11 protein-coding genes and 1 pseudogene are annotated in these 14,197 nt (G+C 65.8%); 5 read left to right on the top strand and 7 right to left on the bottom strand.

Going from position 1 to position 14,197, the window contains the following annotated elements:
• Positions 1–54 precede the first annotated feature (54 nt).
• A complete protein-coding gene (locus F0U60_RS15475; RefSeq protein ID WP_395820029.1) occupies positions 55–1,158 on the bottom strand; it encodes a hypothetical protein in 1,104 nt (367 codons plus the stop codon).
• Positions 1,159–1,173: 15 nt separating this feature from the next.
• Positions 1,174–2,109: a DUF2167 domain-containing protein gene (locus F0U60_RS15470; protein WP_395820027.1), complete on the bottom strand. Its 936-nt coding sequence runs from the start codon at positions 2,107–2,109 to the stop codon at positions 1,174–1,176.
• Positions 2,110–2,263: 154 nt separating this feature from the next.
• Here F0U60_RS15470 and F0U60_RS15465 point away from each other — a divergent pair.
• Positions 2,264–2,494: pseudogene (locus F0U60_RS15465) on the top strand (IS66 family transposase); the annotation flags it as partial.
• A 12-nt stretch (positions 2,495–2,506) separates the two neighbouring features.
• Here F0U60_RS15465 and F0U60_RS15460 read toward each other — a convergent pair.
• From F0U60_RS15460 to F0U60_RS15440, 5 genes are all read right to left on the bottom strand, one after another.
• A complete protein-coding gene (locus F0U60_RS15460) occupies positions 2,507–4,894 on the bottom strand; it encodes an arylsulfatase (RefSeq protein WP_395820024.1) in 2,388 nt (795 codons plus the stop codon).
• Positions 4,895–5,153: 259 nt separating this feature from the next.
• The gene (locus F0U60_RS15455) at positions 5,154–6,635 is read right to left on the bottom strand and encodes a kelch repeat-containing protein (RefSeq protein ID WP_395820022.1); all 1,482 of its coding nucleotides are present in this window, start codon (positions 6,633–6,635) and stop codon (positions 5,154–5,156) included.
• Between the two features lie 272 nt (positions 6,636–6,907).
• Positions 6,908–7,522 carry a response regulator transcription factor gene (locus F0U60_RS15450; RefSeq protein WP_395820019.1) on the bottom strand — a complete coding sequence of 205 codons (615 nt, stop codon included), beginning with the start codon at positions 7,520–7,522 and terminating at the stop codon, positions 6,908–6,910.
• On the bottom strand, positions 7,519–9,429 hold the full coding sequence (locus F0U60_RS15445; protein ID WP_395820016.1) for an ATP-binding protein: 1,911 nt from the start codon (positions 9,427–9,429) through the stop codon (positions 7,519–7,521). The genes F0U60_RS15450 and F0U60_RS15445 overlap by 4 nt, the downstream gene beginning before the upstream one ends.
• Positions 9,430–9,554: 125 nt before the next feature.
• Positions 9,555–10,049, bottom strand: coding sequence for a MarR family winged helix-turn-helix transcriptional regulator (locus F0U60_RS15440; RefSeq protein WP_395820013.1), 495 nt, complete (start codon positions 10,047–10,049; stop codon positions 9,555–9,557).
• Positions 10,050–10,179: 130 nt separating this feature from the next.
• Between F0U60_RS15440 and F0U60_RS15435 the strand changes: the two genes are divergently transcribed.
• The 4 genes from F0U60_RS15435 (at position 10,180) to F0U60_RS15420 (ending at position 14,158) form a co-directional block, all read left to right on the top strand.
• Positions 10,180–11,100 (top strand): alpha/beta fold hydrolase, encoded by a 921-nt coding sequence (locus tag F0U60_RS15435; RefSeq protein ID WP_395820010.1) that lies wholly within the window; start codon positions 10,180–10,182, stop codon positions 11,098–11,100.
• Between the two features lie 64 nt (positions 11,101–11,164).
• Positions 11,165–12,310 (top strand): DUF3089 domain-containing protein, encoded by a 1,146-nt coding sequence (locus F0U60_RS15430; protein ID WP_395820006.1) that lies wholly within the window; start codon positions 11,165–11,167, stop codon positions 12,308–12,310.
• 306 nt (positions 12,311–12,616) lie between these two features.
• The gene (locus F0U60_RS15425) at positions 12,617–13,384 is read left to right on the top strand and encodes a zinc-dependent metalloprotease (RefSeq protein WP_395820003.1); all 768 of its coding nucleotides are present in this window, start codon (positions 12,617–12,619) and stop codon (positions 13,382–13,384) included.
• Between the two features lie 3 nt (positions 13,385–13,387).
• Positions 13,388–14,158, top strand: coding sequence for a trypsin-like serine peptidase (locus tag F0U60_RS15420; protein ID WP_395820000.1), 771 nt, complete (start codon positions 13,388–13,390; stop codon positions 14,156–14,158).
• Positions 14,159–14,197 lie beyond the last annotated feature (39 nt).

The raw sequence follows: 14,197 nt of genomic DNA, 5'->3' as shown, positions 1-14,197 counted from the left end.
TGGTGACGGCCGCCAGTGGGGCCCGGGCTCCGAGGCACACCCGGGGCCGACCCCTTATACCGGCCGATGGAGCACCAGCTCGACGCCGCAGTCCGAGCACTTCGCGAAGCCCGCGCGATACTCGGTGACACACAGGGGGCACCAGGCGGCGACCTCCTGAGAGTGCGGTGGAGCCAGCACCTCCCGCTCGCTCGTCCCGGCGGCCACCAGCAGCCGCTTCAACGCGTTCCGCCTCGCGTCCCAGAAGGGTGCGAGCCCCAGGTGCCGGGTGGCTTCGCGGCTCTCGTCCGTCCGCACCAGTTCCCGCCGGGCGTAGCGCAGGAAGTCGGCGCGGGGCAAGACCACCGCGGCCACGGCCAGCGGCTCGAAGCTGGCCAGCACGTCGCGCAGTGCGTGGATGCCCGCGCGCGCGGCGTACGGCGGGAAGATGAGCAGCGTGCCGAGCGCGGAGGTCATGTCCCCGGCGCTCGCGCCGGAGCGGGCCAGCGCCCATGCGGCGCCGGTGATGGCGTACAGGTGGCTCAACGCCAGCAGGGAGAACACCCGCTCCCAGCCCAGCACGTCGGCGCCGGGAAGGAAGGCCAGCGCGGGCACGGCGCCGAACAGAACGAGCGCCTCCACCGTGCCGAATGTCGCGGCGAAGAAGGCCGGCAGTCGCACGCGCTTCCAGCGGGCACGCGCCGCCTCCACGTCGCAGCGCGCCTCCAGCCAGCGCTTGATTTCAGCCTCGCGCGAGCCCTCGGCCACGCCCTGCAACACCGCGAGCTCCGCCGCGAGCGCACGTGCGGCCCTGGGCGAGCGCGCCCGGAACAGCACGCGGCTGCCGCCCTTCACCGCCATGGCCTCCGCCTGGACGGTGCCCAGCGAGGCCCACGGGATGAAGGAGACGGCGTCCGCGAGGATGACGGGCGGCGCGTGGCGCGCGTCGGGGTCGAAGACCCAGACCCCTTCGCGCGTGGGCAGGAAAGGCAGCTCATAGGCGATCAGCGCGGCCCCGAAGGGCAGTGCCCCCGCCAGGTGGAGCCCCGAGCTCAGGAGCTTGTACTGCTCGAGCCCGGTGCGGGCAAAGACGACCTGCCCGCGGCGCAGCTGCACGACGGCATCAAGGATGAAAAATGCAATCAGCCAGGGGAGGACATCCTCCAAGAGGGCAACCATCGCGACCGGATCCGTTTACGGCTGCTGAGGCCCGGAATCGGACTCCGAGGACTTGCCGCGGATGGAGCCCCACACCTTGCTGATGGCCGCGAAGATGGCCACCACACCGGCGACGAGCGCCTTGCCACCCTTGGCGAAGAGCTTGGCGAGGAAGCCGAAGAAGCCGAGCTTCGCCGCGGTGGCACCAGCGCCGGCGGCGACCAGGGCGGTCAGGCCGTACTCGGCCACCTTGTCGCCCTGCTGCCACTCCGAGTACATGCTGCCGGGCTTGAACGAGAACTTGTCCATCGCGGCATAGGCGAAGGGCTTCGACTTCGCGAGGAGCTCCGGGTCCTCGACGAGGACGGCGGACACGAGGCCGCGGCGGCCCAGCAGGCGCATGTTGTAGTTGACACTCTTGCCGCCCCCCTCGCTCTCCGCGATGGTGGCCCAGACGAGGTTGTTGGTGCGCTCGTCATAGCGCGGCGGCTCGGCCCAGCCGGTGACGTGCAGCGCGGGGATGTTGTTCTCCTTGCGCCAGCTGTTGCCGTCCTCGGTGGCCTCCTGGATGTTCTCCAGCAGGGCGTCGGCGTCGATCTTGTCCTTCTCGTCGTCCTTCACGTAGCCGACGGCCTGCCACGAGAAGACCATGAACCAGTCCTGGTCCTCGGCATTGGGGACGAGGAGGCCGAGCTCGCTGCCCGAGGGGCGGTTGCCCATGCTCCGGAGGATGTTGCGCGCGTCCTCGGGGCCCACGAAGGAGTAGCCCTCCGGGAGTTCGATCTGCGCGATGTCTCTGCCGAGCTCCACGTGCGCGGGGCCCCGGGTCCAGTTCACCTGGGGGCCCGTCTCTTCGGTTCCTGCATTGTGAGCCGCGGGGGCTTCGCCACCCGCTCCACTCTGTGCGAATGCGACCGGCGCCCCCAGCAGGAACGTCGTCAGCATCGCAGCAACCCAGGTCTGGATCTTCATTGATTCCCCCTCACAGCGCGAATCACGCGCATGAGGACGGACTTCTATTCCATCCACAGTCCCTTTCGCAATGCACCCCCGGGCTGCGGCGTGGCACCCCAGGCAGTGGTCAGCAGGGAGTCAGTGCCAGCGCTCTTGGCGAAACCGGTGACCGTGCTCTTGGCAAGCCCCTTCTGGCATCGCGGCGAAGATTCTCCAGCTCGAGGAGGCCATGTGGGCTTTCGTCCACGTGGAGCGGATTCTGACAGCCGTGACGACACTCGACCTGCAACAACGCAACGTGCTGGAGTACCTCGCCGAACGCCTCCGCGCGCATCGGCGAGGGCTGCCTCTGCCTTCCCTCCTCCCATTCACGACCAGAGCTCAGGCTGCGCTCTCTGCCTGAGCCGGTGAACGGTTACTCGATCGCCATCAGCGCGTGCACGCGCTGTTCGGGGCTCTTGACGCCGGGTGCTCCCGTTATCTTGATCTCCGCCCACTCCACCGTGCCGGTGAAGCGGTTGTTCCCTTCGAGGTCCTCGCACAAGGGGCCACCAGTCTTGTTGCCGACCATCAGGAAGGCGTCCACGTTGAAGACAACCGGATTCGTCTTTGGGATGACGCCCTGGCCGAGTTGGACGTCGCTCTCCCCGTCTTTTCGGAAGAGTTTCACCGTGCCGCCCTGACCGGTCTCCTCGCCGCCGTCGTACGTGAACTCCATGCGGACCTGGTACGTGCCCGACGGCAGCAAAGTCGCGTTATCATCCTGACGGACGTAGAAGATCTCGAGCCCCAGGTAGTTGTAGACGTAAGTGAGAATTCCATTTTTGGCATAGAGGCCAAAGCCGCCAAAATTGTTGCCACGGGCGAGGATCACGCCTTGCACTGGCCCAGATAGATCGGCTGGCACGCTGATCTCTGCGGTGATATTGAAAGAGCGGTTGAAGTTGTCGATCACGACCGGGTCGGCAACGAAACTACCGTCGACGTACCTTTGGCGGTGGACGCCATCCGCGGGGGGCAGGCGCTCTATCTTTCGGTCGTCGAGGGGGAAGACGTTGTAACGGGCCGCCTCGATCTGAAAAAGGTTCTTCAGCTCCTCTAGCTTGTCGGGGTAAATTGCGGCGAGGTCTTTTGCCTGGGTCCAGTCCTGCTTAGACACGTCCTCCGGCTTCTCGGCATACGTGAAGTAGAGCTCCCATTTATCGTCTGCGTAGTCCGGTAGGTTGTAGAAGTCCCAGGGCTTCGAGTGGAGGGTGACGGCAGTCCAGCCTTCATGGTAGATGCCACGATTGCCAAACATCTCGAAGTACTGGGTCCTGTGGCGCTCAACCGCGTGGATGTCATTGAACGTATAGAAGAAGCTCTGACCCTCGATGGGTTTCTGCAGCACTCCGTCGACGCTTAACGGCTCCGGCAGCCCGATCGCTTCGAGGATCGTCGGAAGCACATCGGTCACGTAAGTGAACTGTTGTCGCAAGCCGCGCCCCTTAATGACCTTTGGCCAATGGACGACCATGCCGTTGCGCGTGCCTCCGAAGTGGCTGGCGACTTGCTTGGTCCACTGATACGGCGTGCACATGGCCTGGGCCCAGCCGACGGCATAGTGATTATACGCTTTCTTGGTGCCGAAATCTTCTATGTGCTTATTGATGATATCTATCTGTTCCTGCTCCGTCATCTCGATGCCGTTGAAGCCGATCATCTCGTTGAAAGTGCCGAGAAACGTGCCTTCGGCGGACGCTCCGTTGTCGCCGAGGATGTAGATGATGAGCGTGTTCTCGAAGATCTTGAGGGTCTTGAGCGTCTCGATCATCCTGCCGATCTGGTAGTCGGTATGTTCGAGGAAGCCGGCGTAGATTTCCATCTCGCGCTTCAGGGAATCTTGGACCTCGGGCGCCATTGCGTCCCAGGCTGGAACATCTTCGTTGGGAGGTGTCAGTTTCGCGCCCGGCGGGATGACGTGCAGTTCTTTTTGGCGCTCGAACGTGGCCTCGCGCAGTTTGTCCCAGCCTTCGTCGAATTTTCCTCTGTACTTGTTACTCCACTCTTCCGGGACCTGGTGGGGGGCATGGGTCGCGCCTGGAGCGAAATACATGAAGAAGGGCTTGTCCGGCGCAAGGGAATTCTGAGTCTCAATCCACTTGATGGCCTGATCAGCTAAATCTGTGGTCAGGTGGTAGTTCCCACGTTCTGGCATTTCGATGTAAGTCGTTCCATCGTAGAGCGTAGGGTAGTACTGGTTGGTTTCGCCGCCCACAAAGCCATAGAACTTCTCGAACCCCATGTAGGTGGGCCAGTGGTCGAAGGGCCCCGTGGTGCCAGTTTCCCAGGTGGGCACCTCGTGGCACTTACCGAACTGAGCCGTCGAGTAGCCGTTGTACCTGAGTATCTTGGCGATCGAGGCGGCGCTGTTGGGGATCATCGAGGTGGCGCCGGGCGCCGAGGTCGCCATCTCGGTGATGCAACCCATGCCGACGGAGTGGGGGTTGCGGCCAGTCAGTAAGGCGGCGCGCGTCGGACTGCACAGGGCTGACGTATGGAAACGGTTGAACTTGATGCCCCCCTTGGCGAGCGCCGTGGCTGTCGGAGTCGCGATGGGCCCCCCGAAGGTTTCAGAGGCGCCGAACCCCACATCGTCGATCAGGATGACGATGACGTTGGGGGCGCCCTTGGGCGGGCGGATCGGTAAGAGGGGAGGAAATTCAGGCTGCGGGTCCGCGGCATTGTACTTCGTCGGGCCGACATAGGGACGGTCGGGGATCGGCAAGATTTCGCGTTTGGGAAGGTCTCGATCTAACGGCATTGATGACTCCTGATTTGGGCTCTACACTTGGCTTACAGCGTCTCAGCAAAGGCTCGCATTCACGTGCCGGAGTGAGCCTGCCCCTGTTTTGTGGCTCTCCCGCAGTTTGTGTCATCGACGCGCTCACGCGGCGAGCAGCACGCTCAAAAAGCTTGAGCTCTGGAGTACTGCCTTCTCGGATTTTCGATCCGGCCTCTGAAGGGCAGGCGATGAATCACTCGCCTGCGGGTTCGATGCAACCATCAGAGAGGCTTTGCGCTCAGGGCACGTACACTTCCGCCGTGGCAAGTGGGCGGGTGCCATCTTCGCCACCCACGACGAGAACCCTGCCTGAGGGAAGCAGCGTCGCGGTGTGAGCTCCGCGGGACGCGGCCATGGAGGCGGTTGCGGACCAGGAAGAGGTGGCTGGGTTGTACAACTCCGCGGTGTTGTAATAGCTGCTGCCGTCGCCCCCCGTGACGAGCACCTGGCCCGAAGCAAGCAGCGTGGCGGTGTGGCGGGAGCGGCCTTCGACCATGGAGCCAGCCGCCGACCAGCTGTTGGTGTCTGGATCATACAGCTCAGAGGAAGAGGGCTCGGTGAGCGATTGCCCCCCTGAGATGAGCACCTTGCCAGAGGAGAGAAGCGTGGCCGCGTGAAGGCTATGGCTCGTCACCATGGTGGCCGCTGGAGCCCACGAATCTGTGGCCGGGTCGTACACCTCGGCGCTGCTCAAGCTCCCGGAGCCATTGGACCCCCCTGAGACGAGGACCTTGCCCGAGGGGAGCAATGTGGCCGTGTGGTGGAAGCGGGCGGTGCTCATGGGGCTGGCCTTATCCCAGCGGTTGACGAGCGGATCGTACACCTCCGCGGTGGCCAAAGCGTTGGTGCCATCGGTGCCGCCGGTGACGAGCACGTTACCCGAGGGAAGCAACGTGATGGTGTGATCGTAGCGGCCCGTGAAGAAGTAACCGGCGTTGAACCAGGAGTCGGTCGCTTCATCGTACACCTCCGCAGCGCGCAGGGGGGTCGTCCCATCGGTCCCCCCGGTGACGAGCACGTACCCAAAGGGGAGCAATAGGGCGGCGTGACCGAAGCGGCCGTTAGCCATTGCACGGACTGGAGACCAGGAGTTGGTCGCTGGATCGTACGACTCCACACTGCTCAGGGTGGTCGTCCCATTGCGCCCCCCTGCGATGAGCACCCGGCCCGAGTCGGTCCGCGTGGCGGTGTGGTTGTAGCGGCTCGTGGAGATGGACCCTGAGGACGTCCACCCGGTGACGCTGAGTTGAGCCGTGCCGCTCACGTCACCCAGGGTGGCGGTGATGGTGACGGGCCCACCCCCGGCCACGCCGGTGCCCAGGCCCGTGCTGCTCACGGTGGCAATGGCGGTGTTGCTCGTCGTCCACGTCGCACTGCTCGTCACATCGGCCGTGGTGCCGTCGCTGTAGCTGCCTTGAGCGGTGAACTGCTGTGTCGAGCCCTGGAGCACCGAAGCCGTGGCGGGGGTGAGCGTGATGGAGGTGAGCACGGGCGGCGGAGGGGTGATCTCGAGGGTTGCCTCGCCCGAGGCTTCGTCCGCGTTGACTGTGATGAGGGCGCTACCGGGCTGGAGAGCCGTCACTTTGACGGTGCCGTCCGGTTGCGGTTCGACGGAGGCCACTTGAGGAGCGGACGATGTCCATTGCGGTGAATTGGAGGCGTCGAGGTCGACGACGCGGCCATCGTCATAGACCCGCTGGGCCTTCGCGGTGGTCTTCATCCCCGCGGAGATGCGGGTCTCCGCGAGGACGACACGGAGCGAGAAATCGTCTGATGGAGATGGAGAGCATTGGCAGCCAGTGACTGCCAGCGCCAAGCAGAAGGCAAGAAGGGAGAACGGTAGGTTTTTCATGCGAAGTGGCCCTGGGTTCATGGTGGGGAAAGGCCCAGACGGCCAGCGGCCTGAGGAGGTGCCGGGTCATGTCTGCACGACCACCTCTACTCAGAGTTTCAGGTCATGGATATTGGACCTAGTGCTTACACAGCGAGGGCTCAGCCCTGGCCCAGCCGGTCCACGAACCGCACCAGCTCCGCCACCGAGTCCACGTCCAGCTTCTGCATGACGCGGGCGCGGTGCACCTTGATGGTCTTCTCGGTGGTGCCCAGCCGCTGGGCGACCTCCTTGTTGGTCAGCCCCTGGGCCACCAGCGCGCATACCTCGCGCTCGCGGGGAGTGAGGACGGCATGATGGGCATGCAGCGCGGCTGTCTCGGCGCGGCCAGCGCGGGCCGCCGCGTCCTTGAGCAAGGCCTCGGAGATGGCTCCCAGCAGTTGTTGCTCATCAAAGGGCTTCAGGAGGAAGTCCACGGCGCCGGCCTTCATGGCCCTGACGCTGGCCGGCACATCCCCGTGGCCGGAGATGAAGATGACAGGCAGGTGGCAGTTCTTGGACTCCATGGCCTGCTGCAACTCCAGCCCGTTCAGCCCCGGCATCCGCAGGTCCAGCACGGCGCAGCCCGGCGTGTCCCCGGACAGCTGCGCGAGGAACTCGGAGGGCGAGGCGAAGGGCTTCGTGGCATAGCCGGCGGCCCGCAGCAGCCGCCCCAACCCCCGCAGCACGGACTCATCGTCGTCCACGAGGAAGATGGTGGCGGGGGCTTGTGTCATGGCGAGGACTCCGGGTGCGCCGCGGGAAGCACGCACCGTAACAGAGCCCCCTGCCCCGGAGGGCTCTCGGCTTGCAAGCGGCCGCCGTGCGCCTCGACGATGGAGCGGCTGATGGACAGCCCCATGCCCAGCCCCTGCTCCTTGGTGGAGTAGAAGGGCTCGAAGATGAGGGCCAGCCGCGACGGCTCGATCCCTCCTCCCGAGTCCTGCACGCTCAGCTCCACCTGCCCCGGGCCTGGCGAGGCGGTGCGGACCTGCAGCTGGCGCTGGCCCTCGGGGACATCGGCCATGGCATCCAGGGCGTTGATGAGCAGGTTGAGCACCACCTGTTGGAGCTGGATTCCGTCCCCCTGGACGGCGGGCAACGACGGGGCCAGCGCCAGCTGCAGGGTCGCGCCGCGCAGGTGCATGTCGTTGGCCAGCAGGCGCGCCACCTCGCGCACCAGGTCATTGAGCGAGTGGAGCTCCTGCCGGGGCTCCCCCCGCTTGAGCAGCGCGCGCATGCGGTGAATGACTTCGCCCGCGCGCTTGTCGTCGGAGATGATGTCTCCGAGGGCCTCGCGCACCTCGTCCAGCTCCGCGGGGTTGGCGTTCAACAGGCGGCGTGCGGCCTGGGCGTTGCTGAGGATGGCGGCCAGGGGCTGGTTGAGCTCATGAGCCAGTGAGGCGGCCAGCTCGCCCAGGGCGGCCACCCGGCTCACGTGGGCCAGCTGCTCCAGGGTTCGACGCGCCTCCATCTCCGCGAGCTTCTCCAGGCGTTGGCGCTCGAGGAGCTCGGCCTGGGCACGCATGCGGCGGCGGCGCTCCACCACGAGCCCTCCGGCCACCAGCGCCTGCAGGCCGCTGATCGTCAGGGCCCCCAGGACCCACCAGCGGTAGCGCTCCCAGAGCGTGGGCTCGTCGAAGGCGAGCCGCACCCCGGGAGGCACCCGATCGCGGGGGATGCCCCAGCGCCGCAGCGCGCGGGCATCGACCGTCAGCGTGTCCACGGGTGCCGGCTTCAGGGGCGCGAGGAATTCCTCCTGCTCTCCGCGCAACACGCGGGAGGTGAGCATGCCCAGCTGTTGGCCCACGGCCTCGTAGCTGACGAGCGCTCCGCCGACGAACCCCAGACCCAGGACGGCGTCGTGGAGGGCGAAGCAGGGCCGGTTGCTGGCGGAGAGCAACATGCGTGCGATCTCGCGCCCCACGAAGGGTCTCCCGCTGGAATCGGTCATGAAGGTGAAGGTGAGGACAGTGGTGTCGTCCGGCAGGGTCCTCGCGCGTTCGAGCAGCTCGGCCAGCGGCAGGTTGCTCAGGTCGATGAACTCCAGCCCCCGCTGCGCCAGCAGCGGTTGCAGCTCTCGCACCATCTGCTCCTGCTGAGCGCGCTCCCAGGGACTGGAGCCGTTGACGAGCGCCAGCCTCCGTGTGCTGGGCAGCAGCTGCAGGGCCAGCTCCGCGGTGGCCCGCATGTCATAATGCAGCCAGAGGCCCGCCACCCGCTCCGGACGAGGCTGCTGCTCCCAGAGCCGCTCGTCCTCGGAGAGGACGATGACCGGGATGTCCGGCCACAGCTCCTGGCGCAGGTCCAGGGTCAGCTGGATGGCGTCGGTGCGGAAGGTGATGAGTGCATCCGGCCGGCGCCCCCGGTACTTGGTCAGATACCAGGTACGCAGGGCTCGTGTGTGTTCAGGCCCGCTCGCCCAGCCCAGATCCAGGCTCTCGACATCCACGGTGATCGGACCGCCCCCGGTTTCCCACAAGGAAGAGCGGAGACTCGCGACGAGCATCGCCATGGCGGGCAGCGCCGTGTCCTCGGGGAGGAGCAGGAGCACGGACTTTCCAGCCGGACGCGCCTCCTGGGCCACTGCCTGGGGGGACAGCAGCGATAGGATGCAGAAGACAAAGACCATGCGCCAGGACATGGTGGACACGTTGAACCGCATGAGGGGTATCAGGAGACTCCAACGAAGGACGGCGAGGAGCGGTTCCTCGTGGGGGCGCGTTAGAGGGTGTTGAAAAGAGGTAAGCAGGCCGGCCCGAAGACGCCCTACTCCTCGGTCCCTGGAGCCTCCTCGCGCTCCAGTTGCTCCAAGGCCTCGAGCAGCTCGCCCAATGTCTCGTGCAACGCGCGCATGCGCTGTGCACCCACCTTGCGTGACAGCTCGGTCTCGAGCTGATGCAGCACCTCGAGCCCGTGGGCGATGGCCGCCATCCCCTTGGGGGTGAAGCGCACCCGCCGCGCCCGCTTGTCCTCGGGGTCGGGCGCCAGCTCCAGCGTCCCCTGCTGCACCAGCTCCTCCACGAGCTGCCCCACCGCCTGTTTCGTCACTCCTATGCGCCGAGCCAGCTCGGTGAGCCGCGTGCCCTCCACGTCAATGTGCGCCACCAGCCGCGTGTGCGCCGGCCTCAGCCGCGCCTGCGCTTCGCCCTCCTGGTTCACCCGCGCCACCGCCCGCTCATCCCACAACCGTGCGCACTTGAGCAGCAACTGCCCCACGCTGGCACGCTTGGCCGCCTCGAGCTGCTCCCAACCTTCCTTCACTCGTTTTCCCACCCACACCATTCTTCCCAAGACAATTGGTCAAGTCCACTTGACCAATTAGACAAGGGAGCTTTACTATTTGAAAGGGTGGAGGCGCACCTCGCCCTCCCCTTCTCGCAGGAGGTGCACCATGCAGGCCCTGACCGTCTCTTCCCCCGCAGCCCCGGGGACACTGGCTCCGCAGGCCGTCCCCTCGTGGCTGGACACCGTGAGCTACCCGTTCGCCCACCGGAACCTGGAGCTCCCACAGGGCCGCATGCATTACGTGGACGAGGGCCGAGGCCCCACGGTGCTGTTCATCCACGGCACCCCCACCTGGTCCTTCGAGTGGCGGCACCTGATCCGAGCGCTCTCCGCGACCCACCGGTGCATTGCCCCGGACCTGCTGGGGTTTGGGCTTTCCGAGCGGCCCGAGCATTTCGACTACAGCCCCGAAGCCCACGCCCAGGCGCTGGCGGCCTTCGTGGACAGGCTGGGGCTCGAGGACTTCACCCTGGTCGTGCATGACTATGGCGGCCCTATCGCGCTGCCGCTCGCCCTCGAGCACACCGAGCGGGTGCGACGGCTGGTCATCCTCAACTCGTGGATGTGGAGCTTCGAGCAGAACCCGGACATGGTGCGCCGGGCGCGGCTGGTGAGTGGCGCGCTGGGGCGCTTCCTCTACCGCCACCTCAACTTCTCACTGCGGGTGCTGATGCCTTCGGCCTACGGCGATCGGCGCAAGCTCACCCCGAGCATCCACCGCCAATACCTGGCGCCCTTTCAGGACAAGCACGCGCGCGGCCAGGTGCTCTGGGCGCTGGCGCGCGCGCTCACGGGCTCGAGTGCCTTCTACGCCAGCCAATGGGAGCGCCGGCGGCAACTCCAGGGCAAGCCCGCGCTCATCCTCTGGGGCATGAGGGACACCGCCTTCCAGCCCCCCATGCTCGAGCGCTGGAAGCAGGCCCTGCCCGAGGCTCGGGTGGTGAAGCTCGCGGACGCCGGTCACTGGCCGCACGAGGAGACTCCCGAGGCCGTGCTCCAAGCGCTGCGTGCCTTTCTCCAGGCATAGCGGGAGTTGTTGGAACAAGGTGGCTGCGTTGACAGGTTCCGCCCGGCCTCCCTATCGTCCCGCGATGCGGAACAAGCTCAGGCACATCACTGTCGCCACGCTCTTGGTGAGCACCCTGCTGGGGGTGCTGCTGGTGATGAACTTCGCGTCCATCTTCCTGTGGTCGGTCACCCCCAGGACTCCGTTCAGCAAGGCGCGTGCTCCCACTCCGCCCGACTACACCCAGCCCTCCGCCTGGAGCGCACTTCCCGAGCTCCACGACCTGGCGGACCAGGTGCCGCCGTCAAGCCCGGGCGTCGATCAATCCCAGGCGCCCGTGGATGTCTTCTACATCCACCCCACCACGTATGTCGGCGGCGAGTGGAATGGGCCTACCGATGACGCCGCCCTCAACGCGGCGACGGACCGGGTGGCGACACTCATTCAGGCGAGTGCCTTCAACGTCTGTTGCGCGATCTACGCGCCTCGCTACCGGCAGGCGAACCTGACCGCCTTCACCGGGCAGGATGAAGAGGGACTGGCCGCGGTGGACCTTGCCTACCAGGACATCGCCGCGGCGTTCCGCATCTGGCGAGAGAAATACAATCAAGGGCGGCCCTTCATCCTCGCGGCACACAGCCAGGGGACCGTGCATGCCAGACGTCTCCTGCGCGAAGCCGTGAGTGGGACTCCGGTCCGGCAGCAACTCGTCGCCGCGTATCTCATTGGGATTCCGATACCGGAGGAGACTCTCCGGCAAACCCTCCCCGACATTCCCATCTGCGCTTCGCCGGAGCAGACCGGGTGCATCCTCGGCTGGAACGCACGCGGCGCCGGCCATTCCGAGCGAATCCAGGTGCGAGAGCCCGTCATGGGCACGGCGCCCGCGTCAGGTCCCGCCCTCTGCGTGAACCCTCTGACCTGGAGGCACGACCTGGAACCGGCCCCGCGGGAACGCAACGAAGGCGCTGTGTTCCTCGAGGTGGTGCCACCTCAGGTGATTCCGGGCCTCACCGGTGCGCAATGCAAGGACGGAAAGCTAGAGGTCCTCGTCGACAGAGAGCTACCGCGCGACTTCATGAGCCGGCTCCTCGACCACACGCTCGGTGCGGGCAACTACCACCCCGTGGAGTTCCAGCTCTTCTACATGAACATCCGCCGCAATGCGGCCGAGCGGGTGGCTGCGTTCCTCCGCACGAGCGCCACCGCAGACACACGGAGTGAACCGTAATCGTCCAAGTGGGCCCGCTGTCCGATTGCTGAGCACACCGTCCGAGACTCGGACAATCCGGGTGTCGCGCGCGCAAATCGTTGAACCAACAAAGAATTCACCAGGGAACGTCAGGACTCTTTACAAGAAGTCCCAGGAAGGCGGGTGTACCCGTGCTCCAGGGCTCATGGGGGGTGATCGGCCAAGTCCCTGTTTTCCGATGTGCCCGGGTGTTGGCCCGAGGGTTGCTCAGGGGAAGGAGCGCGCCGTCGCGGCTGGACCCCCCAGGCGACAGCGTCTAACCCCCCGTCTAGAGGCAAAACGAACATGTTCAAGAAGACGGCAGTCCTCGTGGTGAGCTGTGGCGCGATGCTGGCTGGCTGCGGTACCGACCCTCAGGCCGAGAACCAGGAGATCGTCTCCAACCTGATCGAGGCCGGGTTCCCCGCCGACGACATCATGGTTGTTGAGGATGCCGTGTACGTGGGCCGCGACGCTCACGTGACCCTCGAGGCCTCCCGCGAGATGCTCCAGCACGGCCATGAGAGCGCGGAGCAGTACCGGACGACCAATCTCGTCGGCACCAGCGTGACGAAGATCTGCGTCAACCCCACCTCCTCGTTCAACAGCTACACCCGGCTCAGCCAGGGCCTCGATCAGGCAATTGCCAACTACAACAGCCTGGGGCTCCGCATCACCTTTGCGCGCGGCCCGACCACCGGCTGCACCGCGAACATCACCGCGACGACCATGTCCGGCGCTGGCGGCTCCGCTGGATTCCCCTCGGGCGGCAAGCCCTACGGGACCATCAACATCGGCACCGGGCTGAACAGCTACAGCCTTGATGTGAACGAGCACGTCATCACCCACGAGCTTGGCCACGCGATCGGTTTCCGCCACTCGGACTACTACAACCGGAACATCAGCTGCGGCAGCGGCGGCAACGAAGGAACCGCTGGCGTGGGCGCCATCCTCATCCCCGGGACGCCGAGCACGGCCACCGTGGGCGGATCGATCATGAACTCCTGCTTCCGGTCGACCGAGACCGGCGAGTGGACCAGCTCTGACAAGACCGCGCTGAACTACCTGTACTGAGAAATGAAGCGACAGCCCCCTGGTCCGTTCATGACTCTGTGGGGCCCGCTCCTCGCGGGCACCGTCCTCCTGGGCGTTACTGCCTGTGGAAAGGAGGTGCCCGCGGCTCCTCTGGTCTGCGAGGAGCCAAAGACGCCGGAGGTGAGCAGCCTCTGGCAGTGCGGTCCTACCCTCGACTTCACCCCCATCAACAGCTACCAGGGCGAGTTCGCGGACGTCGTCCAGGACAAGGAAGACGCTGTCGTCCTGATCGACGGGCGCTGCACTGGAACGCTGATTGAAGCGAGCGCGGGGCCGGTGGTGGTGACCGCGGGGCACTGTGTCGGGGTCGGGGACCGAGCGCTGCTGGTCTTCAACTTCGAGGACGAGGCCGACGGCGACCCGCTGATAACCGAAGGCACGGTCATCGAGCAATCGCTCGAACCCGACTACGCGCTCATCCAGCTTGACGTGCTTCCTGCGATCACGCCCGTCTTGCTGTCGACCCGAGCCAGCGAACGGTTGGCAATCATCCAGCATCCCCGGGGCCGGCCCAAGGTCATCGCCGAAGGCAGCTTCCTGGACTCATGTAACCAGCTTGTCTACTACACGGACCTGGACACCCTGGTCGGAAGCTCCGGCGCTGGCGTGCTCAATCGTCAAGGCCACTTGATGGGCATCCACACCGACGGCGATTGCGACGAAGATGGCCGCGGCGCCAACAGGGGTTGGACCGTGGAAGCGATTGTCGAGGCGTCCCCGTACCTGCAGAGCGCCGACATCGTCGAGCGCTGAGGCTTCCTGTCCAGCGGGTCGGAGTCAAATCTCATCTTC

The organism is Archangium minus (genome assembly GCF_044360475.1).
Classification (GTDB): Bacteria; Myxococcota; Myxococcia; order Myxococcales; family Myxococcaceae; genus Archangium; species Archangium minus.
The sequence above is the reverse complement of the archived record's forward strand: the minus strand, read 5'-3'. Positions and strand labels throughout refer to the sequence as shown.